At 40.2% G+C, this 25,440-nt stretch carries 22 protein-coding genes; 2 read left to right on the forward strand and 20 right to left on the reverse strand.

What is annotated here, in order from left to right:
* Window positions 1-107 precede the first annotated feature (107 nt).
* From PB1_RS12540 to PB1_RS12585, 10 genes are all read right to left on the reverse strand, one after another.
* On the reverse strand, window positions 108-716 hold the full coding sequence (locus tag PB1_RS12540) for a YpjP family protein (RefSeq protein WP_034645343.1): 609 nt from the start codon (window positions 714-716) through the stop codon (window positions 108-110).
* A 457-nt stretch (window positions 717-1,173) separates the two neighbouring features.
* Window positions 1,174-1,950, reverse strand: a complete 777-nt coding sequence (locus tag PB1_RS12545; protein ID WP_004437127.1) for a class I SAM-dependent methyltransferase — start codon at window positions 1,948-1,950, stop codon at window positions 1,174-1,176.
* 92 nt (window positions 1,951-2,042) lie between these two features.
* Entirely contained in the window at window positions 2,043-2,477 is a 435-nt protein-coding gene (locus tag PB1_RS12550; protein WP_004437129.1) for a BrxA/BrxB family bacilliredoxin, read from the reverse strand.
* A gap of 78 nt (window positions 2,478-2,555) precedes the next feature.
* Window positions 2,556-4,268: a dihydroxy-acid dehydratase gene (gene ilvD, locus PB1_RS12555; RefSeq protein WP_004437130.1), complete on the reverse strand. Its 1,713-nt coding sequence runs from the start codon at window positions 4,266-4,268 to the stop codon at window positions 2,556-2,558.
* 295 nt (window positions 4,269-4,563) lie between these two features.
* Window positions 4,564-5,718 (reverse strand): conserved virulence factor C family protein, encoded by a 1,155-nt coding sequence (locus PB1_RS12560; protein ID WP_004437132.1) that lies wholly within the window; start codon window positions 5,716-5,718, stop codon window positions 4,564-4,566.
* Between the two features lie 133 nt (window positions 5,719-5,851).
* A complete protein-coding gene (locus PB1_RS12565) occupies window positions 5,852-7,735 on the reverse strand; it encodes an ABC-F family ATP-binding cassette domain-containing protein (RefSeq protein ID WP_004437133.1) in 1,884 nt (627 codons plus the stop codon).
* Window positions 7,732-8,379 carry an HD domain-containing protein gene (locus PB1_RS12570; protein WP_004437135.1) on the reverse strand — a complete coding sequence of 216 codons (648 nt, stop codon included), beginning with the start codon at window positions 8,377-8,379 and terminating at the stop codon, window positions 7,732-7,734. The genes PB1_RS12565 and PB1_RS12570 overlap by 4 nt, the downstream gene beginning before the upstream one ends.
* A gap of 81 nt (window positions 8,380-8,460) precedes the next feature.
* Window positions 8,461-9,309, reverse strand: a complete 849-nt coding sequence (locus PB1_RS12575; RefSeq protein ID WP_004437136.1) for a DegV family protein — start codon at window positions 9,307-9,309, stop codon at window positions 8,461-8,463.
* Between the two features lie 440 nt (window positions 9,310-9,749).
* The gene (locus PB1_RS12580) at window positions 9,750-10,280 is read right to left on the reverse strand and encodes a hypothetical protein (protein WP_004437138.1); all 531 of its coding nucleotides are present in this window, start codon (window positions 10,278-10,280) and stop codon (window positions 9,750-9,752) included.
* Window positions 10,281-10,318: 38 nt separating this feature from the next.
* A complete protein-coding gene (locus PB1_RS12585; protein WP_004437140.1) occupies window positions 10,319-12,007 on the reverse strand; it encodes a formate--tetrahydrofolate ligase in 1,689 nt (562 codons plus the stop codon).
* Between the two features lie 176 nt (window positions 12,008-12,183).
* Here PB1_RS12585 and metA point away from each other — a divergent pair, with 176 nt between their 5' ends.
* Together metA and PB1_RS12595 are read left to right on the forward strand one after the other, a co-directional pair.
* The gene (gene metA, locus PB1_RS12590; RefSeq protein WP_004437142.1) at window positions 12,184-13,092 is read left to right on the forward strand and encodes a homoserine O-acetyltransferase MetA; all 909 of its coding nucleotides are present in this window, start codon (window positions 12,184-12,186) and stop codon (window positions 13,090-13,092) included.
* Window positions 13,093-13,266: 174 nt separating this feature from the next.
* Entirely contained in the window at window positions 13,267-14,394 is a 1,128-nt protein-coding gene (locus PB1_RS12595) for an MGDG synthase family glycosyltransferase (RefSeq protein ID WP_004437143.1), read from the forward strand.
* Window positions 14,395-14,514: 120 nt separating this feature from the next.
* Here PB1_RS12595 and PB1_RS12600 read toward each other — a convergent pair whose 3' ends face one another.
* The 10 genes from PB1_RS12600 to PB1_RS12645 all read right to left on the reverse strand — a co-directional run bounded on the left by PB1_RS12600 (window position 14,515) and on the right by PB1_RS12645 (window position 25,430).
* Window positions 14,515-15,207 (reverse strand): AIM24 family protein, encoded by a 693-nt coding sequence (locus PB1_RS12600; protein WP_004437145.1) that lies wholly within the window; start codon window positions 15,205-15,207, stop codon window positions 14,515-14,517.
* A 251-nt stretch (window positions 15,208-15,458) separates the two neighbouring features.
* Entirely contained in the window at window positions 15,459-15,878 is a 420-nt protein-coding gene (mntR, locus tag PB1_RS12605; RefSeq protein WP_004437148.1) for a transcriptional regulator MntR, read from the reverse strand.
* Between the two features lie 93 nt (window positions 15,879-15,971).
* On the reverse strand, window positions 15,972-16,739 hold the full coding sequence (locus tag PB1_RS12610) for an NRDE family protein (RefSeq protein WP_004437151.1): 768 nt from the start codon (window positions 16,737-16,739) through the stop codon (window positions 15,972-15,974).
* A 381-nt stretch (window positions 16,740-17,120) separates the two neighbouring features.
* Window positions 17,121-19,292 carry a DNA topoisomerase III gene (locus PB1_RS12615; RefSeq protein WP_004437152.1) on the reverse strand — a complete coding sequence of 724 codons (2,172 nt, stop codon included), beginning with the start codon at window positions 19,290-19,292 and terminating at the stop codon, window positions 17,121-17,123.
* Between the two features lie 259 nt (window positions 19,293-19,551).
* A complete protein-coding gene (locus PB1_RS12620; RefSeq protein ID WP_004437154.1) occupies window positions 19,552-20,937 on the reverse strand; it encodes an FAD-binding oxidoreductase in 1,386 nt (461 codons plus the stop codon).
* A gap of 573 nt (window positions 20,938-21,510) precedes the next feature.
* Window positions 21,511-22,023, reverse strand: a complete 513-nt coding sequence (locus PB1_RS12625) for a hypothetical protein (protein ID WP_004437157.1) — start codon at window positions 22,021-22,023, stop codon at window positions 21,511-21,513.
* A gap of 317 nt (window positions 22,024-22,340) precedes the next feature.
* The gene (locus tag PB1_RS18195) at window positions 22,341-22,700 is read right to left on the reverse strand and encodes a hypothetical protein (RefSeq protein WP_004437159.1); all 360 of its coding nucleotides are present in this window, start codon (window positions 22,698-22,700) and stop codon (window positions 22,341-22,343) included.
* A gap of 166 nt (window positions 22,701-22,866) precedes the next feature.
* A complete protein-coding gene (locus PB1_RS12635; RefSeq protein ID WP_004437161.1) occupies window positions 22,867-23,748 on the reverse strand; it encodes a metal ABC transporter permease in 882 nt (293 codons plus the stop codon).
* Window positions 23,738-24,670, reverse strand: a complete 933-nt coding sequence (locus PB1_RS12640; protein ID WP_004437163.1) for a metal ABC transporter permease — start codon at window positions 24,668-24,670, stop codon at window positions 23,738-23,740. Before PB1_RS12640 ends, PB1_RS12635 begins: the two co-directional genes overlap by 11 nt.
* Window positions 24,671-24,680: 10 nt before the next feature.
* Entirely contained in the window at window positions 24,681-25,430 is a 750-nt protein-coding gene (locus PB1_RS12645) for a metal ABC transporter ATP-binding protein (RefSeq protein ID WP_004437165.1), read from the reverse strand.
* Window positions 25,431-25,440 lie beyond the last annotated feature (10 nt).

Genomic DNA, 25,440 nt, shown 5'->3' on the forward strand with positions numbered 1-25,440 from the left:
TGTCTTGGAGGGGTCTGGCCCTTTACTTTTTAGTCAGCCTCTAATTAATAGTTTTAAAAACTCATAGATACATTTTTTCATAAAAAAAGTTTTTTTTCAATTCTGCTCTACACACTTTTCCACTTTGGCGGCGTGTTTTTATCCCAATAAATAGACCCCAGATGGTGATGGGCCTGGAAATTGTCAAGGTGTGTATGGTAATGAAAATTAAACCAGTACCCTTCAAGTGGCGGATGGTCCCTTCTTACATGAAAACGGATCAAATCTGTTTTCGTCCGGCCATCCACGATATGGAAAATTTTCTCTGAAGCGCCTCCTCCTGGAGCTTCCGTAACTTCAAGACAAGATAATTGTTCTTTCGGATACTGGGCAGCAACCGATGCAATTGCTTTTTCAATGTTGGGAAGAACCAATTCTTTAAATTCATCCTCAATGACCGGCTTGATTCTTGGTCCGAATTTTCTGTATGATTGTTCCTCTGCTTCCTTCATCATATTTTGTATAAATACATCCTTGAATGATGGTGCTTCCTCAAAATTGCTTTCTTCTGCGGAAGTTTCATCCAATTTTTCTGCAGAGTCGGATTCATATGTATCACGCTTAGGATGCTTTTGTGCGTTTACATTGTCATATAAAAAATCCGGAGACGGGGTAATCATTCCAAACGTTAATATAGTTACAAGTACAACGAGTGATTTTCGAAGCCATTTAGGCATAATGGTCAACACCTTTCTTGGATTAGTTGCTGAAATTTGAGTAAAGATGCCGGGGATACGTTTTTTAATTGCCTTTTTAATAAATGGCATTCATGTGGTCAGCCATGCTGTTGTTCATTGAAAGTCTGACCAGCATATAATGCCTGCTTCTTTTCCAATCTATCATACTTTTTATTACGTAAAAATGGGTGAAAGTGTTTCATTTTTTTTCATAAAGGTTAAAATAAAAATAAAATCATTCTTCTTAGAAAAGTCATAATTTTGGAACTACTACTGTTAATAGACAAAGGGGGTTTTTTTTATGGACTGGAGTTTAGCAATCGTTATCGGCTGCCTTTTAATGATGGGCTATTTTGTTTATCTGGCAATCGCGGACTAATACAGGGGTCTGGCCCGCAATCAATTAACGTATTAACGCATTAACGCAGTGAGGGCCTCGCCCTCACGCATTCACGCTTTACTGTTTCTCAAGTACTCCAAAATGAAATTTAGCCGTTTTCCTCTTATAAACATGAAAGCCGAACTTTTCAAACCGCGTACTTCTAAAATGATCTTTTAACACAATCCGTTTTCTTGCAACCCTCATCGCTTCATTCATTAATTCTGTATCCAGATCATGATAAACTGCAAATTTCGTCAGTGCCTGAATTCCATCTGATTCCAGAATATTCTCTTCAAACATCGGATCAAAATAGATGACATCATAGCTTTCATCTGCAAGAGATTGCAAATATCTTTTTGCAAAACTGGAGACGACATTGATTCTTTTCATTGCTAAATCCATCGTCTCAAGACCAGAATTCCACTTGCTTAAACCTTTTTCTACGATATAAGCTAAATATGGATTGGCTTCAACTCCTGTCACCTCACCTTTTTCCCCGACAGCGAAGCTTGCAATAATACTGTCGGAAGCAAGACCGAGTGTACAATCAAGAAAGCCCATTCCCGGCTCTAATTGTGCTGCTTCAAGAAATGGATCATGCTCCCCTTTTAACATCCGTTTAATTCGAAACATTGCCGAATTCGGATGAAAAAAGAAAGGATCTTTTTCCCAAAAAGGATATAATTCAAGACGTTCTTTCCCAACTACGATACAATCATCTTGCAATATGAGTTGAATTGATTGTATAGAACGCTTTTTCCTTTCTACATATTTCACTTGCAATTCTTTTGCAATTTGTTTTGCCTGCTCAATCATTGCCTCGTTTGTTCGTCCTGCAGTCGTTACAAACATGTTTTCACCTGTATATATGTTTTTTTAGAAGCGTAAAAAGAAAAAGGACGCCTTTCGGACATCCCTTTCATTCAAATCATATTTTTTTGCCGTTAACAATGTTGTTCAAATGCGGCTAAAAGGTTTTCCATTATCTCTTCCATTGGATGATCTTCTATATCATGGCGCGGAATAAAATGAACAACTTCTTTTCCTTTTAAAAGAGCCATTGACGGAGAAGAAGGTTCATAGCCAGTGAAGTATTCTCGCATTTTTGCGGTTGCTTCTTTATCCTGTCCGGCAAAAACTGTAACTAAATGATCCGGTTTTTTTTCACTCCGCAATACTGCTTGCGTTGCTGCAGGGCGGGCAAGTCCGGCTGCACAACCACATACTGAATTTACAAAGACAAGTGCAGTGCCTTCAGCGTTCTCCATAAATTCTTCTACTTCATTAACTGTAAGAAGTTCTTTAAATCCAGCCTGCACGAGTTCCTCACGCATCGGTTTTACCAATTGCTTCATATATTCTTCATATGCCATTGACATATGGTTACCCCTCCCTTTCTATGTTTGCAAAGTAAGCATACTATAATTACTGCTTACATTGCAATTTTACATTCGGGTTTAGAGCTTTAAAGTTTCTTTTGCCGGTGCATCTTCAAAGTAATCAGTCACTGCACCTCTGGATGCACATGAAACGAGTCTAGCATATTTCGCCAATGCTCCTCTGGATGGCAGCGCCGGCGGCTCCCAGTTTCGTTTTCGTTCTTCCAATTCACTCTCCGTTAAGGCAACGGAAAGCTCCTGCGTTTCACTGTCAATTGTGATCATGTCACCGTTTTGAATAAAGGCAATTGGACCGCCGACTTGGGCCTCCGGAGCAATATGGCCCACTACAAGGCCATGGGTTCCTCCTGAGAAACGGCCGTCTGTTAAAAGCGCTACGCTTTCGCCAAGGCCTTTTCCGACAAGAATTCCGGAAATAGAGAGCATTTCAGGCATTCCCGGACCGCCTTTAGGCCCTTCATAGCGGATGACTAATACATCGCCAGGTTGAATTTCTCCGTTTAAAACGGCTTTCGTTGCTGATTCTTCGTCATTAAATACTTTCGCAGGTCCGGTATGCCGTGTTACTTTCAAGCCCGAAACTTTTGCTACAGCACCGGCAGGTGCAAGGTTCCCTTTTAAAACGACAAGAGGGCCTTTTTCCTTGAGCGGCTTATCAAGCGGATAAATGATTTTTTGGCCTTCTTTCAAGTCAGGGGCTTCAGCAAGGTTTTCTGCCAATGTTTTTCCGGTAACTGTCAAGCAGTCTCCATGTAACAGGCCAGCTTCAAGCAGCATTTTCATTACTGCCTGAACTCCACCAGCCTCATGCAAGTCCTGCATAACGTATTTGCCGCTCGGTTTCAAGTCAGCGATATGAGGAACTTTTTTCTGAATCCGGTTGAAATCTTCAAGTGAAAGATCAACTTCAGCAGCATGGGCAATCGCCATTAAATGTAAAATCGCATTTGTTGATCCGCCTAGAGCCATTACAACGGTAATCGCATTTTCAAATGCTTTTTTCGTTAAAATATCGCGTGGGCGAATATCTTGTTCAAGCAAACGGTAAACAGCTCGTCCCGCTTCATAACAATCATATCGTTTCTCATCTGTTTCTGCAGGGTTTGAAGAACTTCCCGGCAAGCTCATACCGAGTGCTTCAATCGCGCTTGCCATAGTATTGGCAGTATACATTCCCCCGCAAGAACCGGCGCCGGGACATGCATGGCATTCAATCTTATGCAGGCCTTCCTTGTCGATGTCTCCTTTATTATATTGGCCGACACCTTCAAATGCGGAAACGATATCAATATCTTTTCCATTTAATTTTCCTGGTCTGATTGTTCCTCCATATACAAACAAAGAAGGCAAATTCATTCTCGCTATTGCCATCAAACAGCCGGGCATGTTTTTATCACAGCCACCGATTGCGACAAAACCATCTAAATTTTCAGCACCTACAACCGTTTCAATTGAATCGGCAATGAGATCACGGCTCGGCAGAGAATATCTCATTCCCTCTGTTCCCATTGAAATCCCGTCCGAAACGGTAATCGTATTAAATACAAGCGGCGCACCGCCTGCATCCTTTGCTCCTTGTTTCGCTTTAAAGGCTAGTTCATTAATATGTATGTTGCAAGGGGTTACCTCGCTCCATGTACTGGCAATCCCGATCATCGGTTTTTGGAAATCCTCATCGGCAAATCCAACTGCCCGAAGCATTGCACGGTTCGGAGCTCTTCTTTCATCATCACTGATTACATGGCTGCGAATTCTTAAGTCTCTAGTCATCTGATCTTCCTCCGAATTTTATTTTCTTTCAAATATAGACCTTTTCACAAATATTTTCAATAATTTTGCAAAATTTTAATGTTTTCAATTAAATTAAAGCGCTTTCAATTTTATCTGCAGTATTATCAGTAAAACGCAATAATCGCGGCAAAAATATAAAATTCGGCTCCAATTTGATAATCGCCGCTATTTTGAAAAAATAGCTGATATATCAAATTTGTCGCAGTTATATTGAAAAAATCGCAATAATAATGAATTTTAGCGGTAAATTCAAAAAAAGACTAACCTTTGAAGGTTAATCCTTTTTGTTTGTTTGGCTATCTTGTTTTCTTGCTTCGGTCATTTGCTTCCAGACTGATCCCTTCGCTTCCTCGCCGCCTTCAATCCGGGCGATCGCAAGTTTTACTTGCATGCCAACTTCGAATTCAGGATCATCCTCAGCAGCTTTTAAAGCAGGAAGTGCCCTTTCATCGCCTGCTTCATACAAAAACATGGCTGCCCGCCAGCGGACAAGCTTGCTCCCATCTTTCAACGCTTCCACCATTTCGTCCATTGCTTCTTCAAATCCTAAATCGGACAAGCAATCTCCTGCCGTCCTCCTTACCGTAACCGTTTTATCTTTTAAACCTTTATAAAGCAACGGCAGAACTCTTTTATCTTCAATCATTCCAAGATAAACAACTGCGAGCCTTCTAATCGACGCCTTTTCGTCATGAAGTGCTTTTTCCAAAATCGGAAGATCATCGATTGTCGGGTCATCCATTTGTTCAAGCAGTTGATATCGTTTTCTCCAATCGGGATCGTTTAAATCGTCAAGGGAAACTTTCTTCCTTTCCCGAATTTGTTTTGATTGATTTTTTCTTTCAGGATCTTTCGCTGCTTTTACAAGCGCTTCAAGCCTTTCATCGGGATAGGCTGCCATTAATTCCTCTTTAACATCATGGCCAATCTGATCGAAATCTCCGTAGCGGACACCAAATTCTTTCCACTTCCGTTCAATCACAATATTATCATTCGGGTCCTGTGCGCGTTTTACTGCATTTATGAACATTTCCGGCAATCCGTACCGTCTTTCTTCCGTTCCGTCCGTTAATTTTATTTGCATCGGGATTCCCTTATACATTTGAACAAGCACTTTAATTTCACCAAAATGATCATTAATGGCTGATTCTGCTGCGCTTACGTCATCTTGGTCTTCCCCAAAAGCTTCTCTTACTTGTGGCAAAATAGTTTTCCAGTCATATTTCGCATTTCTTTCAACGGCTAAAAAATCTGCTACATGATAAACGCTCTTGACACCTTCAATTTCGAGTATGTTCCGGATGACTTCCGGCGCACCTTCACTCGTTTCTTTTTTATAATTGTTCCTCTTCCCCATAGGAAGTTCTTCATCCAATATGATTTTCATCGTATTTGGACTTGGAGTAGGTTCGATTGCAATGATTTTCATCTAGCTTCATCCTTTTTCAACATAATCACATTGATTATTCATTTTAACATACGAATATGAACGATTCACATTTTGTGCCCTTTTTGGCTTAAAAAAAGAAACCCGGTGAATTCACCGGGCACGAAATTGTTTTTTATTCATTTTCCGCGAGTTCTGACAAATAAGTCCACCGCTCTATTAAATGTTCGAGTTTTTCATTGAGCTCCGCTTCTTCTTCCACTAGCTTCTGAGCTTTTTCAAAATCGCTGCCTGTATACGCCATTTCCTCTGAAATTTCACGCAGGCGGGATTCGATTTTTTCGATATGATCATCAATCTCTTCCCACTCTTTTTTCTCCTTAAAACTCATTCTTTTCTTCTTCGGTTTTTCTTGAACCGGCGTCTTCTCTTGTTTTTTAGGTTGTTTAGGGTTTGCTGTGGCTGACTGTTTTTCCAAATACTCGGTATAGTTTCCGTAAAAAGACTCAATGATTCCATCGCCTTTTAATACGAGAAGCTGTTCGGCAACTTTATCAAGGAAATAGCGGTCATGGGATACAGTTATCACAACGCCGGGAAAATCATCTAAATAATCTTCAAGAACCGTCAATGTTTGCGTATCAAGATCATTGGTCGGTTCATCCAGAAGGAGGACATTTGGTTCTTCCATCAGGATTTTCAATAAGTAGAGCCGGCGTTTTTCCCCGCCGGACAATTTTCTGATCGGCGTTCCGTGGGTATGCATGGGAAAAAGAAATCGTTCAAGCATCTGGGCAGCGGAAATCGTTTTTCCGTCAGATGTTTGGACTACTTGAGCGGTTTCTTTCAAATATTCAATCATCCGCTTGTATTCATCCATGTCCTCGCTTTCTTGCGTGTAAAAAGCGGTTTTGACCGTTTGGCCGGCAATGAATTCCCCGTGATCGAGCGGAATCTTTCCGGCAAGAATATTCAGAAGCGTGGATTTCCCGGTGCCGTTCCGGCCGATAATTCCGATTCTGTCACCGGGTTTGACAAGCAAGTTAAAATCTTTTAAAATGATTTGATTTTCATAAGATTTTGAAGCAGATTTCAGTTCAAATACTTGTTTTCCAAGCCTGCTTCCGCTTAACGCAATATCCAGCTTTTCAGTGCTTTTTACATTTGACAGCTGTTCATCCAATTTTTCAAAACGCTGAATTCTTGCTTTTTGTTTTGTTGATCTTGCTTTTGCTCCTCTCCTGATCCACTCAAGTTCACGGCGGTAAAGATTCTTTCTTTTTTCAACGCTAGCTGCTTCGTTTTCTTCACGGATTGCTTTCGCTTCGAGAAAAGCAGCATAATTCCCTTTATAGCTGTATAAATTTCCTCCATCCAATTCAAAAATGCGGTTTGTTACCCGGTCAAGGAAATAACGGTCATGAGTGACAAGCAAAAGAGCTCCATTGTATCTTGCCAAGTATTCTTCGAGCCATTTGACAGATTCGTAGTCAAGATGGTTTGTAGGCTCATCGAGGATAACCAGGTCGGGTTCTTGAATCAAAACTTGGGCAAGAGCTACCCGTTTCTTTTGCCCTCCTGATAGTTCTCCAATCTTTTTATTAACATCATCAATTCCAAGTTTTGTTAAAATTGATTTCGCGTTTGTGCTTGTATCCCATGCATCCATCGAATCGATTTTCCGCTGATATTCAAACACTCGTTCTTGAAGTGTTTGATTATTTGGCGAATGAGTTAGTTCTAATAGCGCTTGTTCATATTTCCTCAATAATTGGTATACAGGAGCATCACCTTCAAAAACTTGTCCCAAAACGGTCAATTCAGGGTTTAATTCCGGTTTCTGAGCTAAATAAGAGATTTTATAATCCTTTGCACAGATGATTTTGCCTGAATCCGGAATGTCAACTCCGGCGACAATTTTCAGCAAAGATGATTTCCCTGTACCGTTCACGCCAATTAAGCCTACTCTCTCTTTTTCCGCAATCGTAAAGGAAATGTCGCGAAACAACTGTTTCTCTCCGTATGTTTTTGATACTTGTTCAATCGAAATCATTTTCATGCTTGACCATTCCATTCGCTGTAAAATTGAGTGAGAAATGCTTCCATAAATTGATGGCGTTCCTTTGCCATTTCTTTGGCTGTTGCTGTATGTAAGCTGTCTTTTATTTGAAGAAGCTTTTCATAAAAATGATGAATAGAAGAAGATTCACCATTTCGGTATTCTTCAACCGTCATGTTATCACGTACGGAAAGGCTCGGATCAAATATTGGCTGGCCTTTTTTTCCGCCAAATGCAAAAGCCCTGGCAATGCCGATCGCCCCAATGGCATCAAGCCTGTCTGCATCCTGAACAATTTTAGCTTCAGCTGAAGAAAGCTTCGGGCCTTTTCCGCCTTTAAAAGAGATCGAAAAAATAATCTCCGTAATATGCTTTTTAACCGCCGGAGGCAAATCAAGCACATCCATGAAGCCTGCAAGTTTATGCCGGCCTTCTTCATGACTGTTATTCAATTTATCATCCGGGATGTCGTGGAGAAGCGCAGCCATCTCAATAATAAACGGATCACCGGATTGTTCTTTTTTTGAAATATTTAAAGCATTCCTCCTTACGCGGTCAACATGATGCCAGTCATGGCCCGTTGAATCCCGGCCCATCATCTGTTTGACGAATGCTTCTGTTCTTTTCATTATTTCCTCTTTCATAAAGACACCTTCTTTCATCCCAAAATTAATTTTAGCATGAAAGAAAGAGAGCCGTAAAAAAGAAAAAGTGCCTTGACAGCACTATTTCAAATCCCGGAACCAGCTGATTCCAAGAGTATGTTCTCCTGCGTGGACACCGATGGTAGCTCCGAGCGGGCAGCAAATGAACCGGATGTCAGGGAACTCTTCCTCAAGCTCGGATAGCCATGATTTCGCCGGATCTTCATGAAGCCCGTATAATATATATACTTCTTTAAACGAATGCTTCTCCAGGGATTCTCGCAAGTATAAAGCAATCTTTTCCTTTGCTTTTTTTTCGCTTCTCGCTTTTTCTTTTACATGGAGGCTGCCGTTTTCAATTGTAATGATCGGCTTGATACTCAGCATGCTTCCAAGCAAAAATTGCACTCCCGACATTCTTCCGCTGCGATGAAGCTGTTCAAGACTTCCGATCAGGACGTATGTTTCATTGCTGCCGGCGACCTGTTCCATTCTTTTTTTCGTTTCCTGTATGCTTAACCCTGACTCAATACAGCTTATACCAATTTTGATAAGAGCAGACAAAGGATAGGTAAGGATTTTTGAATCAATTGTTATTACAGGAATATCAACCATTTGGGCCGCTTGTTCACTTGAAGAAACGGTTCCGCTTAAGTTTGAAGATACATGTACGGAAATGATGGAATCATATTTTTCCGACAGACTTGTATAAAGCTTTTGAAAAGCTCCAACCGATGGCTGAGAGGTTTTCGGCGGTGTTTTTAACGATTTCAGCCTTTCAAACAGCTGATGCGGCGAAAGATCAATGCCATCTAAAAATTCCTCTTCATCGAGAAGAATCGTCATTGGAATCGTGTAAACATCGGGATGGTTTTTTAGTTCTTCGTCAATATAAGCAGTGCTGTCTGTGACCCAGGCAACCCGTGACATTAAATCTCACCCTTTATATTTATATATTCTTCTTTGTAAAAAAAGAAAAAGATTTGTACACTTCAAAGGACTTATTAACTAGATTGAAGGCTCATATATGAAAATAAGGACTCATTTATCAAAACGACGACTAATTTATCAATTTAAAGGATCATATATGAAAATGAAGGCTTATATTTCAGAACGACGACTCATATATTAAAATAAAGGTTCATATAATATCAAAAATACCGTTTTACCACTATTTTTTGACTTCAATTAGAATCCTCGGATCGCAAAAATAAGTTCATCGCTGCTTCCTCGTTAATCTCCTATAATAAAAAACCTTGCCAATTACGGCAAGGCCATCCGTTTTTAAAAATTTTTCAAGATCTCCTAATATTTTATGTAAATTTGCTGACATCCAATCATTGTGAAAGCCATCGCATCAACCTTGTTCATTATACAATTGCAGCCAATTTTTTTAAAGTTCGTATCATGAAAGGGATCATTTCTGCCAGATCATCAATTTGTTCTTCACTAATCAATCGATTAAAAGAAACAGTCGTTTCACTTTTAATCGATTTGTTGTCTGCAGACGGATATATAATGATTTTTTGTGTGACGGTTCTATTTTCTCCCCAAATTTCCTTGACCGTCTTCAATATTTTCTTATTGATCTCCGTGTCATTTTCATGCTCGGCGATAAAAACGATCATAACATTGGAGCCGGAAAGCTTGACTGATTGGGCTGCAGGAAGCAGTTCTGCAGCCAGATTTTCAAGCTCTGCCTTCATTATGAATTTTGCAATTATTTTTTGCGCTTGAATTTCTCCAGCATCGATAAAAGAAATGTTAAATTCTCTGGAAAGCTTGGCCGTGTTTATCAAATCATTTCGATCGATAACGCGTATTTCTCCGCTAAGATCGCGGTCATACACAGCACCTTCGATTACAACTTTCATATTTTCAAAAGCAGTAGGATCAAACATTGTATCACTCCACATTTCGCCTTGACAGGCACAATTGGCTAAAACAATCCGACAGCTCTTCCGTTTTCATCCACGTCCATGTTTAAGGCTGCGGGCTGTTTTGGCAAGCCCGGCATTGTCATTACTTCTCCGGTTAAGGCAACAATGAACCCGGCACCGATTGATGGCTTTAACTCGCGAACGGTTATTGTAAAATCAGTTGGCCGTCCGAGCTTTCCGGGATCGTCTGTCAAAGAGTACTGGGTTTTCGCCATGCACACAGGCAAATTGCCCCAGCCATTTGCTTCAAATTCGATAAGCTGCTTTTTCGCTTTAGGAGAAAATTCAACGTCTTTCCCTCCATATACTTTTTGCACAATGGTACGGATTTTCTCTTCCAACGGTTCCGAAAGATCGTATAAAGGAGAGAAATTCGCTTCTTTTTCTTCGATTACTCGTAATACGGTCTGCGCCAAATCTACTCCGCCTGCACCGCCTTTTTCCCATACTTCCGTTAATGACACAGGAATATTTTCCGTTCTGCACAAGTTAAGAAGTGTTTGAATTTCGAGATCTGTATCGGAATGAAACTTGTTGATGGCCACAACATAAGGGAGACCAAAGCTTTTAATTGTTTCAATATGTTTCTTTAAATTGGCGAATCCTTGAGTCAATGCGCCGATATCTTCTTTTTTTAATTCGGATTTTAAGAGACCGCCATGCATTTTTAAGGCGCGAATCGTGGCAACAATGACGACAGCTTCCGGATGAAATCCTGCACTTCTTGCCTTAATATTCAAGAACTTTTCCGCACCTAAATCCGCGCCAAATCCTGCTTCGGTGACGACATAATCCGCAAGCTTTAATGCTGCAGTTGTCGCAATCACACTGTTGCAGCCATGGGCGATGTTGGCAAACGGTCCGCCATGAATTAACGCCGGAGTATGTTCAATTGTTTGAACGAGGTTTGGTTTTACAGCTTCCTTCAATAATAAAGCCAATGCCCCCTCAACCCCTAAATCTCCAACAGTTACCGGCTGTTTATCGTAATTATAGGCAATGACCATTCTTGAAAGCCTTCTCTTTAAATCCTCGAGGTCTTCAGCCAAGCATAAAACAGCCATGATTTCAGATGCAACCGTAATATCAAAGCCATCTTCGCGCGGCACTCCTTGTACAGGGCCGCCTAATCCAATCACAACCTTTCGCAGCGCACGGTCATTTAAGTCAAGAGCACGCTTCCATACAATCCTTCGCTGGTCAATCCGCAGTTCATTGCCTTGCTGCAGATGGTTATCAATTAATGCTGCCAGTGCATTGTTCGCTGTCGTTATCGCGTGAAGGTCGCCAGTGAAATGCAAATTGATGTCTTCCATCGGAAGTACTTGGGCAAAGCCGCCCCCGGTTGCTCCTCCTTTAATTCCCATAGTTGGACCAAGTGAAGGTTCGCGCAAAGCGATCATCGCCTTTTTGCCGATCTTGTTAAAAGCATCAGCAAGCCCGACAGTCACCGTTGATTTCCCTTCCCCGGCCGGAGTAGGATTTATCGAAGTTACCAAAATAATTTTCCCATTTTCTTTTGTTTTCAATTTATTTAATGTATCAAAGGATAGCTTTGCTTTATACTTCCCATATAATTCAATATCATCTTCAGTTAGACCGATTTTTTCTGCTATTTCACGTATCGGTTTCAGTTTTGCCATCTGGGCAATTTCAATGTCTGACTTAAATTCTGTTTTAATTTCCATGTCAATTTCCCCCTGAAAACATTTGAATAGTTTCCCCCATTATTGTAACACCGGAATGGGCTTTCTAAGAGAAAAATATTCACTTTTTTCTTAAAATAAGTTTACATCATTGCTGACTAAATGATTGGTAGTTATAATAGAAATAATTGAAAATTCAAACGAAGGAGGATACGCGATTGCCGATTAAAATACCGAAGCTTCTTCCTGCACGGGAAATTCTTGAAGCTGAAAATATTTTTGTTATGGATGAAGACCGTGCCAACCGCCAGGATATAAGGCCGTTAAATATTTTAATTTTAAACTTAATGCCTGAAAAAGAAAAAACGGAAGCACAGCTTCTCAGGCTTTTGGGAAATACGCCTTTGCAGGTAAATGTTACTTTTTTGAAGACTGCAACGCATATATCAAAAAATACGAGTGCTTTGCATTTGGAAATGTTTTACAAAACCTTTTCGGACATCAAGGAAAGAAAATTCGACGGGATGATCATAACCGGGGCACCGGTTGAACTACTTCCTTTTGAAGAGGTGGATTATTGGGAAGAGTTGAAGGAAATCATGGATTGGTCGGTTGAGAGTGTGACTTCCACCTTGCATATTTGCTGGGGTGCACAGGCTGCTTTATACTATCACTTTGGAATCGGTAAATTTGAACTTCCGAGAAAATGTTCCGGAGTCTTCAGACATAAGGTTTTAGATAGAACGGAAAAGCTGTTAAGAGGCTTCGATGATGTATTTGTCGCTCCTCATTCCCGCTATACGGACGTTTCGATAGAAGAAATCATGAATTCGGACAACATAAAATTACTTTCTGCATCAGACGAAGCAGGGCCATTTATTATGAGTGCAAATAACGGTAAGCAAATTATGATTACCGGGCACCTTGAGTATGATGCCGAGACATTGAGCCAAGAATACCGCCGCGATATTAAAAAGGGACTTGATATTCATGTGCCTGAAAACTATTTCCCGAACGATGATCCATCATTGCCGCCGGTTAACCGCTGGCGTTCCCATGCACATCTATTATTCTCCAATTGGTTAAATTACTACGTCTACCAAGAAACACCTTACGAATGGGATTAACAAAATCAGGCGTGAGAGAAAGTCTTGCGCCTGTTTTTTGTTTTAGGATGTTCCATTATCCTTAAACAAGTTATAAAACTTTCTAATATCCTTTACAATTCATGAATATTTCTTCATATTTCCTATACAAAAACATGATATTCTGAAAAAAAGTAATTGCTAGGGGGATTTCACTTGAAGCGTCCATCCGCTCTTATTCTTACAGCCCGTTACGGAAGTGGCCATTTACAGGCAGCAAAAGTAATTGCTCAAGAAATAAACAGGAAAGGTTTTGAATCGGTCGTTTCCGATTTGTTTGGTGAATCTTATCCTGCTTTTACAAATTTAACACAATCTTTACTTCTAAAAAGTTTTACGTATGGACCTTCCTTTTATAAATGGTTTTATTATGGAACAAATAAGCTCCATTCGAAAGGACTTGTCCAGTTCTCCAAATACTTGGGGCGCAAGCGTTTATTGGAGCTGATCGCTCTATATAACCCGTCGTTTGTCATCACAACTTTTCCGCTTCATACAGCACCTTTTCTCATCAAGAAATCAAAATCTTCCATCCCGGTTTATACCGTCATTACGGATTATTGTGCTCACCCTTATTGGACCAATCCTTTAATTGACCATTATTTTGTCGCATCAAAATCCGTCAAGTTGTCATTGCTCGCCAAAAATATAGAGGAACAACGCATCACAGTCAGCGGAATTCCTATTCGCTCTTCTTTTGAAATGGATTTAAACAGGAAAAAGGTTTATCGAAAATACAAAATATCTTCTCATAAAAAGGTCATTACTATTCTTGCGGGCGCTGATGGAGTTTTGAAAAATGTTAAAGAGCTTTGTGAAACTCTTTTACAAAACCCCGCTTATCAGATCTTAGTGGTATGCGGAAGAAATGAAAAGTTATACGAAAAACTTTCCCCGCTTGTTTCACGATTTCCTGATTCCATCCGTCTGTTTCGATATGTCGAAGAAATTCATGAAATTTTTATCGTCTCCAACTGTTTAGTGACAAAGCCCGGCGGGCTTACGTTGACGGAATCAGCCGCGTTACAAATTCCATTAATCCTTTACAAACCGGTGCCGGGACAGGAAGCGGAGAATGCAAAGTATTTTGCAGAAAAGGGTGCGGCCCTTATTTCCTATTCAAATAAAGAAACATTCGATCATATACAAAGGCTTTTCCGGGATGAATCACTCGTTATTAAAATGAAAAACTCTCTAAATGAAATTTACCAGCCATTTTCCACAAAAACCATTGTTGATTATGCCATTCAGCAAATGGAGGAAAATTGCGTTATAACGCTATAAAACAAAGATGATACAAGAAGGGTCTGACCCCCTCCGGCAAAGACAAAATATTGAATGGTTTTATCAGTGTTTGTCTTTGAGGGGTCTGACCCTTTGCATTTGAGTCAGCCTCGATATTTGTTACGATTGCTGTGTTAGGTAAATTTCCTCAAACGGCTGGACGACGACAAAGCCGTTTCCTGAAAATTTCATTTGAATCGATTCTCCGCTTCCTCTTCCAAGGAAGGTTTTATACGAAATATCTGTCACAAACTCAGGCACAAGCGTACCTGACCATGCGACCGTTGCGTTTGGGTCGGTATAAACCGGATTATCAGGAGTAACCAACAGAGTCAAAGGTTCATAGTGGGACGTAATCGCGACCATCCCCCGGCCTTCAAGGCGGACGTTAAATAACCCTCCGGAGATCATTCCTGCGACTCTTTTCATAAGTTTAATATCCCAATTAATGGAGGGCTCAAATGCTAATAGGTCGTTGCCGTTTACAAAAATCGATTCGTTCTGCAAATATAAAATTGAAATTTTCTTTCCTTGATCTGCAACATACAGCTTTCCGTTTCCGGTTGCTTTCATTAACGAAGTACCTTCACCGGTTAATGCTTTTTTGAACATTTTTCCAAGGCCATGTTCAAAAATTCCTTCCCGTTCAAACTTTATGTTTCCCCGATAGGAAACCATCGCTCCCGCTTTTGCCCATATTTGACCGTTCAGATTTATTTCAAGTATTCTTGGTGTTTCAAGCTCAAACACGCCTTCCCCTTTGTCATGCTGCTTCGTTTCGTTAACAAAATCCTCGATGGAATACCTTCTCACTTTCAATTCTCCCTTTCTATATTTGGTTTGTCTCACCTGCTCTTTTGTATATTAGTACGTTTTGCCCCGCTGAATCGTTTCATTAACGATCATTTCCAGAAAAATATTTTTATTCCTTTTTGATTGTCAAAATTGGTAGGGTGCAAAACTATGAGTTTAATAAATATTAGCGAAAACGAAGAGGCTGGCCCATAAGCAAAGGGTCTGACCCCTCCGATCGAGGGAGTCAGACCCTTATGAGCCAGCCTCTTTTAATTATCGTTCATTTTTTGAATTGCTCTTAATGCTTCAATTCTGCTTTCATCTTCTTCGAAATATTGGACCAGGTCGCCGATTCGGTCAATTGCGTCCCAGCTAAGATGATGTTCAATTCCTTCAACATCTTGGTAAATGTGTTCTTCTTTCACACCGATGATACGCAATAGCTGTTCAAGAAGCTCATGTCTATATACAAGGCGCTTTCCGATTTTTTTCCCTTTTGGCGTTAAAATAAGGCCTCTATATTTTTCATATACAAGATATTCATCTTTATCAAGTTTTTGAATCATTTTTGTGACTGAGGAGGAATGGACGGACAGCGCTTCGGCAATATCCGAAACTCTTGCATATCCTTTTTCTTCAATTAATATATAAATTTGTTCAATATAATCCTCCATACTTGGTGTCGGCATCCGGTACCCTCCCATTATTAAACGATCATCAATAAGAGTTTACTATATATACAAAACAGAAACAAGGCAATCCAGCTTTCTTTTCCATGTCTTTTAGTCCTCGGCGGAAAACGTAAAGCGGGATTGTTTCCATTGCCGTAATTCAGGCAGAAGTGATTTTTCGTTAAACACAATATTGTTATCGTGATCAATCATCAAAATGGTAGAAGCTCTTGTTCCGTATTGGCTGCTCTTGATAAATATCGGAGATAACATTTTTTCCCACTCTTTCCCTACCCCGGTGTCAGGCAGCTCTTCTTCCGGTGCTTCTTCAGAGTCGGACAAAATTGACAACAAAAGTGCTTCGTCAATGATTTTATAGCTTATTGCTTTTGTTAGTTTTTCTTTCCCTTTTTTAATTTTAGGCCATGGCGTATCCAACACCGCGTTGCTTAGGCCGTGGATGGCCGGTGCAACTTTGCTGATTTCGTCAAGGATCGGTGAATAATAATAAAGTGATTCAGTATCCCCCACCAGCAAGTTGAAGCCATTGTAAAGTCCACGATCTTGCTGTACTTTTTCGAGATATTCCTTCGGTTTATCTGTACCGGTTAGATAGTCGCTGACGAGAAAACCGCGTGATTTGGCGTCCGGACGGTCATGTCCGGGAGCGCGGTAATTTGTAATCGCAGCGAAGCGCCCGGTCCGGGTAACTCCCATCCACGTACCCCCTTTCTCCAAATCGCGTCCGGCCAGCACAAAAGGATGATCATCCCAAAATGCCGCAGGAGCTGTTGGACGTTCGTAAAACTCATCGCGGTTGGCAGCCAAAATGAGTGGGTAATCAGGATGAACACGATAAGCAAACAAAATAAGGCACACGTTAATTAACCCCCAATATAAACTATACAAGTATAACGCATCAAGTGATAAAAAGATTGAAGAAAAACCATTTGAAAACGCCTCAACAAAGATATTTTGAAAAGAGGCTGTCTTAAAAGCCTAAGGGGCAGACCCCATAACAATATATAGGACATAATGTTGGATAAATGTGCTATATATTGATAAATGCACATGAGGTCAGACCCTTATGAGACAGCCTCTTGTTCATCGCTAAATTATATCAATAACCATTGGTATATCAAAATTTAAAGTGTTATATAACTGAGTCCAGTATCTGTAGATGCTTTTACTTCCGTATTAAAAAACAAAGGGTCAGACCCCTCCAATACAGAGGAGGTCAAACCCTTATGACTCAACCTCTCATTTTTGTTCAAGCAGAAATTTCAGCTTATTTTCCGACCATTCTAACTTTGCATCGAATGTTTTCTCACCTTTTTTGAATCCTTTAATCAGTTCAGTTTTTCCGTCTTTAAGCAGTTTCTTTATATTAGCCTGTGATATCGTCTTGCCTAAAATTTTCTTGGAAATTGTAAAGTCACACTTCGTCGCCGAGTAATTTGAGCAGCCATAAAAAGTTCCTTTGTCAACTACATCCCCTTCACACTTCTTGCATTTTCCTATTTTTGTTCCTGTTGTTGTTTTCTTTTTTCCTTTATTCTGCTTCTTGAATTCTTCTAAATCATATCCTTCAAACTTCCAAGTTTTACTTTGTTTTTTCGCATCTTCAATTAACTTTATTGCCAGCTTTTTCGCCTGTTCTATAAATTCTTTAGGCGATGCCTTTCCTTCTCCTATTTCATGCAAACGTTGTTCCCATTTCGCTGTCATTTCAGGTGAAGCCAATATGCTTTCGCCTATAGACTTAATCAGCACTTTTCCTTTATTCGTGGCAAACACTTGGTTTTTCTTAACCTCAATGTATTTTCGATCTTTCAAAACACCGATAATTCCTGCACGTGTTGCCTCTGTTCCTAACCCTTCGGTTTGATTTAACACTTTGACAAGTTCCTCATCTTCCAAATGTTTACCTGCCGTTTTCATTAATGTAATAAGCTGGCCTTCTGTATATCGTTTAGGTGGTTGCGTCTTCCCTTCCTTAACGATTACTTTTTGAACGATTCCTTGTTCTCCTTCTTGTAAGGACGGCAAATCTTGTTCATCGTCTTCAATACTCTTTTCATTTTGCCCGCTATAAATCACTTTGCGCCAGCCTTCTTGAATCTGCTCTTTTCCTTTAGAGATAAAAGCAGCCCGGCCATCTACTAATGTGTGAATGGTTGTATAATCAAAAATTGCTTTATCGTAATGCGCAGCAATTAAACGCTCTACGATCAAGTTATAGATGTTTTGCTCATCACTGGATAATGTTGCCGGGTCTGTTACCTGTTCCGTTGGTATAATCGCATAATGATCTGTGACTTTTTTTTCATTAACGTAGCGTTTATTATTCATGATCGAATCTACAGGCAGGGGGAAAAATTTATTATATTGTTCTAACCGGCTTAATTTTTGAAGAATTTCTGGAATCATTGCTGCTTCTTCTTTAGTTACAAAATTTGAGTCGCTTCGGGGATATGAAATAATTCCTTTTAGATATAATTTTTGCGCAATATCCAGTGTTTTTTGCGGAGGGTATTTATACCTTTTATTTGCTGTTGCCTGTAAAGATGATAGATTAAAGAAATACGGGGGTTGAAACTCTTTACGTTCTTTTTCAACCGATTGGATTTCAGCCGGCTTCCCTTCACAAAACTGAGCAATTTTTTCAGCCATTTCTTTTTCTCTCAATCGTGTTTCTCCATTTTTATGCCACTTGCCCTTATATCGTTTTCCGTTCATATGAAAAATGGCGGCCGCTTCCCAATAAGGTTCTGATTGAAAGTTTTCAATTTCTTTTTCCCTTTTTACAATAAGCGCAAGTGTCGGCGTTTGTACACGTCCTGTCGAAAACACATCCGAAATGCCTTTTTGTTGAAGCAAAAGTGTATAAGCACGTGAAGCATTCATTCCGACAAGCCAATCTGCACAAGCTCTGCTGAGGGCTTCATAATATATGTTTCTTGTTTCCGATTCATCCAATAAATTTTCAAATCCTTTGATCACAGCCTTTGGAGTTAAAGAAGAAATCCAAAGACGCTTCATTTTTTTATTATTTTTACACTGGGAAAGGATAATTCTGATAATCGCTTCTCCTTCCCTTTCCGCGTCGCCCCCGATAATAATTTCAGAGACATCCTTTCGAAGAACGAGTTCTTTTATAATTTTAAACTGTTTCCACTTCGCTTTTACTACACGATGTTGAAAGCGATCCGGGATAATGGGCAGCGTTTCCAGCGACCATTTCTTCCACTTTTGATCATAGTCTTCGGGTGGAACGAGCTCACATAAATGGCCAATTGCCCAAGTCAATAACGCACCGTTAGGAAAAATATGATTGGGTGCTATTTCTAAATAACCATCCTTTTTCTTAAAAGAGAAAGGAGCTGCCAATTTTAAACCTTGATCGGGCTTTTCTGCAATGATTAACTTCATATTAATCTCCTAAACTCTAAACTTTCCAGGGTCTGACCCTTTGCTTTTGAGCCAGCCCCATGAACTGAATCGCCGTTGAAATGGCGAGCTTTGGGTTCCCTAATTAAAGAGAATATATGTTCCTATTTAAATTTTACCATAGATGAATAAAAATTGAGCAAAAAATTTTAAGTTATATCCAATAAAACGTGTTTTATCTCTCCATAAAAAAAGAGACGACTTCCTTAACGGTAATGGCTCAAATTTCCTTTTATTATTTCTACAGTTTTTCTGATGGTTGCGGATTTGGCAGAACCTTTCCAGGGTTTAAAATATTTAACGGATCAAGGGATTGTTTAATGCGGGTCATAATGTTAACAGCAGAACCATGTTCCTGTATCTGGTATTTTCTTTTCCCAACTCCAACCCCGTGTTCTCCGGTGCACGTTCCTCCCCGGCTCAATGCATATTCCACCAATCTGGCATTAAACTTTTCCGCTCGGGACATTTCGCCGGCATCTTCCGGATTAAACATCACTAAAGCATGATAATTTCCATCCCCAATGTGGCCGAGCAGCGCACCGTCTAATCCTGATTCATCCAGCTCGTACCTGGCAAATTTCACTGCATCTGCAAGTTCGGTAAGTGGGACGCAAACATCTGTAACCATCATCTTTTTACCTGGCGATCCATGCAGGAAAGCATAAGCGAGATTGTGGCGGGCTTCCCATAATTGGACACGTGCTTTCGTCTCTGTCTCAAACGCCCATTCACTGCATTCTTCCTGAACGGCCAGCTCCTTGGCGAGTTCAACATCCTGTACAACACCTGCTTGATTCCCGTGGAACTCTAAAAACAGTGTAGGCTCTTCCTTGTAATCTCTGTCAAACTGCCGGTTAATCTGACGAATCGAGCGTGCATCCACAAGTTCTACCCTGGCGACAGGGATGCCCGCTCCAAGAATGGAGACAGCCGTATTGACCGCCTGTTCTACAGTCGGAAAGGAAGCTCGTGCCGCCACAATTTCCTCAGGAATTCCATGCACCCTCAGCACCAGTTCGGTAAAAATACCGAGCGTGCCTTCTGAACCTACGAACAGTCCGGTCAAGTTATATCCGGAAGACGATTTAGCTGAAAGTCCGCCGGTGCGAATGATCTCTCCGTCCGCTAAAACTACTTCAAGATCTTTCACTTGATCCCGCATGACACCATAACGAACCGAAGTTGTTCCGCTTGCATTCGTTGCGGCCATTCCTCCTAACGTAGCGTCTGCTCCCGGGTCTACCGGGAAGAATAGCCCGTATTTTTTCAGTTCCTTATTGACTTGGGAACGTGTAACACCCGGTTGGACTCTGACAAGAAAATCCCTCGGCCGCACTTCTAAAACTTTGTTCATTCTTTGAAAATCGAGGGAGATTCCCCCTTGATAAGGAATGACGTGCCCCTCGAGGCTGGTCCCCAAACCAAACGGGACAACCGGAATTTTATTCGTGCTCGCAAATTTCATCACCTTGCTTACATCCTCTGTTGATTCAGGAAAAACGACCACATCAGGAAGATGAGGTGTATGGTATGATTCATCTTTGCTGTGCTGCTCTAAAATTGTTTCATTAACGGTTATCTGGTCTTTCGATAATATTTTTTGCAATTCCTCATGCAAAATCATATATATCGTCCTCCATTGATTCCAGTCTCTCATCTATATAAGTATCTTAGCCTGCTATCTAGGCAAAAACAATACAAATTCTAAATATTCAGACTTAATAATTTCCGCCTTTAGAAAGATTTTTAATAAAAAACGGGAATGAGTTTAAAACTCCCAACCCTAACATGGAAATAGCTTTCATTATAAAACAGAACCAACATAATAAGTCGGTGTGAGCGAAGCAAAGCTCTAAATATTTACAAAGCTAAACAAATATCTTGCAAATGATAAGTTGGCATTTCTAATTTTGTTAGCGTAGCTCCGCCCCTTTTCCACAAAAAATGAGGCTGTCTCATAAGGGTCTGACCCCATGTGCATTTATCAATATATAGCACATTTATCCAACATTATGTCCTATATATTGTGTTATGGAGTCTGACCCTTAGGCTTTTTATACGAAAATGTCCGGTAAAAAGCAAAAAAGCAACGACCTTTGACCTGCTAATTTCATTATAAATTGGCGGGTCAAAGGTCGAAAACATTTTCATTCATCGTGGTGGCTGATATGCCATGGAGGTTTGAGACAGCCTCATACTAGCTTTTTATGTTTTTTTCAAGTAAATGTCCTGTTATGCCGCCAATAACTCCTAAAAGCATTCCGTTAAATACGGGGCTAATAAATATTTCAATTAATCGGTCGGTATGAAGAAAGTGAGGTTGCCAAATAACGCCAATATTCATACCAAGTGCTAATCCTAAACAAAATCCGGTTAAATATGTTTTTTTTGGCGGCTCTTTTCCTTTTCGCTGATAATTTATGGTGATTGCTTTGTTATAGGCTTGCCACATTGAAAAACCATAAATAGATGGATAAAAAATTCCCCATTGATAACTGACAACATCATGAGCCATTTGGAAATTTCCATGAAAAGAATGAAGAATCGACACATTTAATTTAGAAAGCACATTGACCATACCTTCACACAACAAAAGCACCGTACCAAAAATATATTGTTCGTTGTAGAACTGACCGAAACCGCACATCAATACTGACCATAATAAAGCTGTAATTGGTGATTTATACTCATGAAGTTTTCTAGCTTCCATAGTTGAACCTTTCTAAACATCAAGTGATAATTAAGAGGGTAAATATTATTTCCAAATAATAAAAAATAATACCAATGACAGCGATTTATTTACTTTCAAATTGCTCTTTGCCTATCTCTTTTCTAATAAAGGCTCAAAATTTTTGCCTGAAACAAGGTAATAACCAATCAAAAATTTAAAAATATAAATAGGAAAAGAAAAAAAGGGATTCCAGTTTATTGATTTATAAAACCCTAACCATTCAAAAAATGGTTCACCAATAAATGCACCTAAGACCCCATATAAAATAGCCTTGATCATAGGCGGAATATTTGTTTTTATTTGTACAAGAAAAAGAAAGAGCACTGGAGAAAACTTAAATCCCAAGGCAAAAACGACGGTAAAAATGGGACAGGTTCATATCTGTAATCCCAAAAACCTAATTCCGTTCCGAAAGAATCCAGGATCAAAGAAATCGTCATGATATAAAATGCCCCTAATATTAAACGGTTAGTGCTTTCTTTTTTTCTAAATTTCCACCATAAAATCCATGGAATAATTGTAAGTGCAATACAAAGCCACCATTGCCAGGATAAAAACACATATTCAAACCAAATTTCATGATCTTTTTCATCAGCGAGAACTAATTCCCTGTACATCTCATCAAATTTTTTCAAAACCTCTTTTGGAATAATCATTTTTCCCATTCCCTTTTTGTATATTCACTATCAAAGCTTTATTCTATGTAGATGACTGGTTAATATTCGAAATCCATTCCGAGCAGGCGAAATACATGGGATTGGGGCCTCTTTTTCGTGTTTTTATTAAGAATTGGCAAAAAAAGTGAACTCCCCCCAGCTGTGGTTAGCTTTGATGTGGGGTAGAGTTCACTGATAATTTCTTAGAAATAATTCCTTTTCGGGGAGCGAACAAGAAAACAACAAAGAAGATCAGTCCATTTACTGTTGCCATACTGCCTGATATCGAAACGTCCAGCCAGCTGGCCGCATAATAGCCAATAATTGCCGAGAACACGCCAATGACCGCACTGAGAACAAGCATGACGCTAAGCTTGTCAGTTAAAAGGTATGCGGATGCGCCCGGGGCAATCAGCATCGCCACAACAAGAATGGCGCCGACACTGTCAAATGATGCAACTGTTGTTACAGAAACCATTCCCATTAACAAATAGTGAATCAATAAAACCGGAATACCAATGGCTGCTGCCATTTGCGGATCAAATGTTGTAATTTTAAGTTCTTTATAAAATAAGAGAATGAAGATGAGATTAATGATGAAAACTGTCCCCAGCATCAGAAATGCCTTTGGCACTTCAGGAAGAAAGCCGATCTTCACCAAGTCCCACGGTACAAACGTAATTTCTCCCATAAGCGCATGGTCAACATCTAAATGAACATTATCGGCAAAAATTGTGATAAGAATGACACCGACTGCAAACAAAAAGGTAAACACAACACCGATTGAGGCGTCCTCTTGAATTCCGCTGCTGTGTAAAAGCTGAACGAAAAATGCCGTCAACAACCCGACTGCAGCAGCCCCGATCAACATATAAAACCCGTTCATACTCTGGCTGACCAGAAATGCCGCGACAATCCCCAGCAATACAGTATGGCTAATCGCGTCTGCCAGCATGGCCAGTTTTCGCAAAATGAGGAAGCAGCCAGTGATGCCGCAATTTACTCCGACAAGAGATCCGACAATTAGAATCCACAATTCATAGTTCATGAGATTCCCTGCCCTTCAAGTGGAGTTCTTTCCTTATTTGCCTGTTAAACAGCATCATTTTTAGCCCTTTTGTTACAAGACCTCTTTCCGGAGCAAACATCATCGAAACAAGGAAGAGAAATGTTGCTGTAACGACGATGAATGGTCCTGTCGGCAAGCCTTCTCCCAAAGTGCTCATAATTGTGCCTGAAATTCCTGACAATGCCCCAAAAAATCCTGAGATCACAATCATTTTTCCAAGCGAATTCGTCCAGTAACGGGCTGCAATAGCAGGAGTAATCAGCATGGATGCCATTAAAATAACGCCGACCGCTTGAATTCCGACTACAACAGCAGCAACTAAAAGGGATAAAAAGGTAAAGTTTAGAAGCCTTGTCGGGAGTCCAAGTCCTTTTGCAAAATCAGGATCGAATGTTAAAACTTTTAATTCTTTAAAAAGAAGAGCTGTCACGATGATTAAGACTGCTGCAGCTCCGGTCATCAGCATGACATCATTTCCTGTTAATGATGCCGCCTGGCCGAAAATAAAATAGTCAAGACCGCTTTTATTGCCTGAAGCAGTTTGTGATACTTTTGTCAAAAGCACAATCCCGAAGCCAAAGAATACCGAAAGAACGAGACAAATTGCTGTATCCTCTTTTAAGACCGTGCTTGAAGTAATGATTTGAATACAATATGCTGCCAAAAGCCCCGAAATCGTTGCACCAATCAGCAAGGCTGTCATCGATTTTTCTCCAGTAAGCAGGAATGCTATGCAAATTCCCGGTAAAGCTGCATGAGCCACTGCATCACCGACTAAACTTTGCTTTCTAAGCAGAGCAAAACTTCCAAGTACTCCGCTGGCAATGCCTAGAAGCATCGTTCCAAGAAGGACCCATTGCATATTTGCATCGAAAAGAATCATAGCGGTTATCTCTTTCATGCTTCTCACCTCACATTTGTTCAGCCATAAGCTTATCCTTTTCAAGGAAAGCTAATCTTCCCCCATATGTCCGATAAAGATTTTCTATCGTAAAAACTATTTCCGTCGGGCCCGCTGCGATTGTCTTCGTATTCAACAGCATCACCCAGTCAAAATATTCCTTGACGGTTTGCAAGTCGTGATGAACGACAAGCACTGTTTTTCCTTGTTTTTTTAATTCATTTAACAGAGCGATAATTGCTTTTTCTGTCGCTGCATCAACTCCGGCAAATGGTTCATCCATAAAATAAATTCTTGCATCCTGAAGAAGGGCTCTCGCCAAAAACACTCTTTGCTGCTGTCCTCCGGAAAGCTGGCTTATTTGCCGGTCTTCATAATTCTCCATTCCAACTTTTCTTAAACATTCTCTTGCGAGTGAAATGTCTTTTTTTCCGGGCCTTTTAAACCATCCTATATATCCGTAGCGGCCCATTAACACGACATCAAGCACATTTGTTGGAAAATCCCAATCGACCGAACCGCGCTGCGGAACATACCCGACTAGTCTGTCTTTCGGACGGTATTGTTTCCCATAAATTTCAATTTCACCTGAAACCTTTGGAATTAAACCTAGTGTTGCTTTGATGAAAGTAGATTTTCCGGCTCCATTAGGACCGATTATGCCAATTAGTTTCCCGTCCGGAGCTTCAAAATTAACATCCTTAAGTACAGTTTTCTTTTGATAGGCAACTGTTAAGTTCTTTACTTTTAGAGGCTTCATCCTTTTTCCT

The sequence above is a fragment of the Bacillus methanolicus PB1 genome (genome assembly GCF_000262755.1).
GTDB lineage: Bacteria > Bacillota > Bacilli > Bacillales > Cytobacillaceae > Bacillus_Z > Bacillus_Z methanolicus.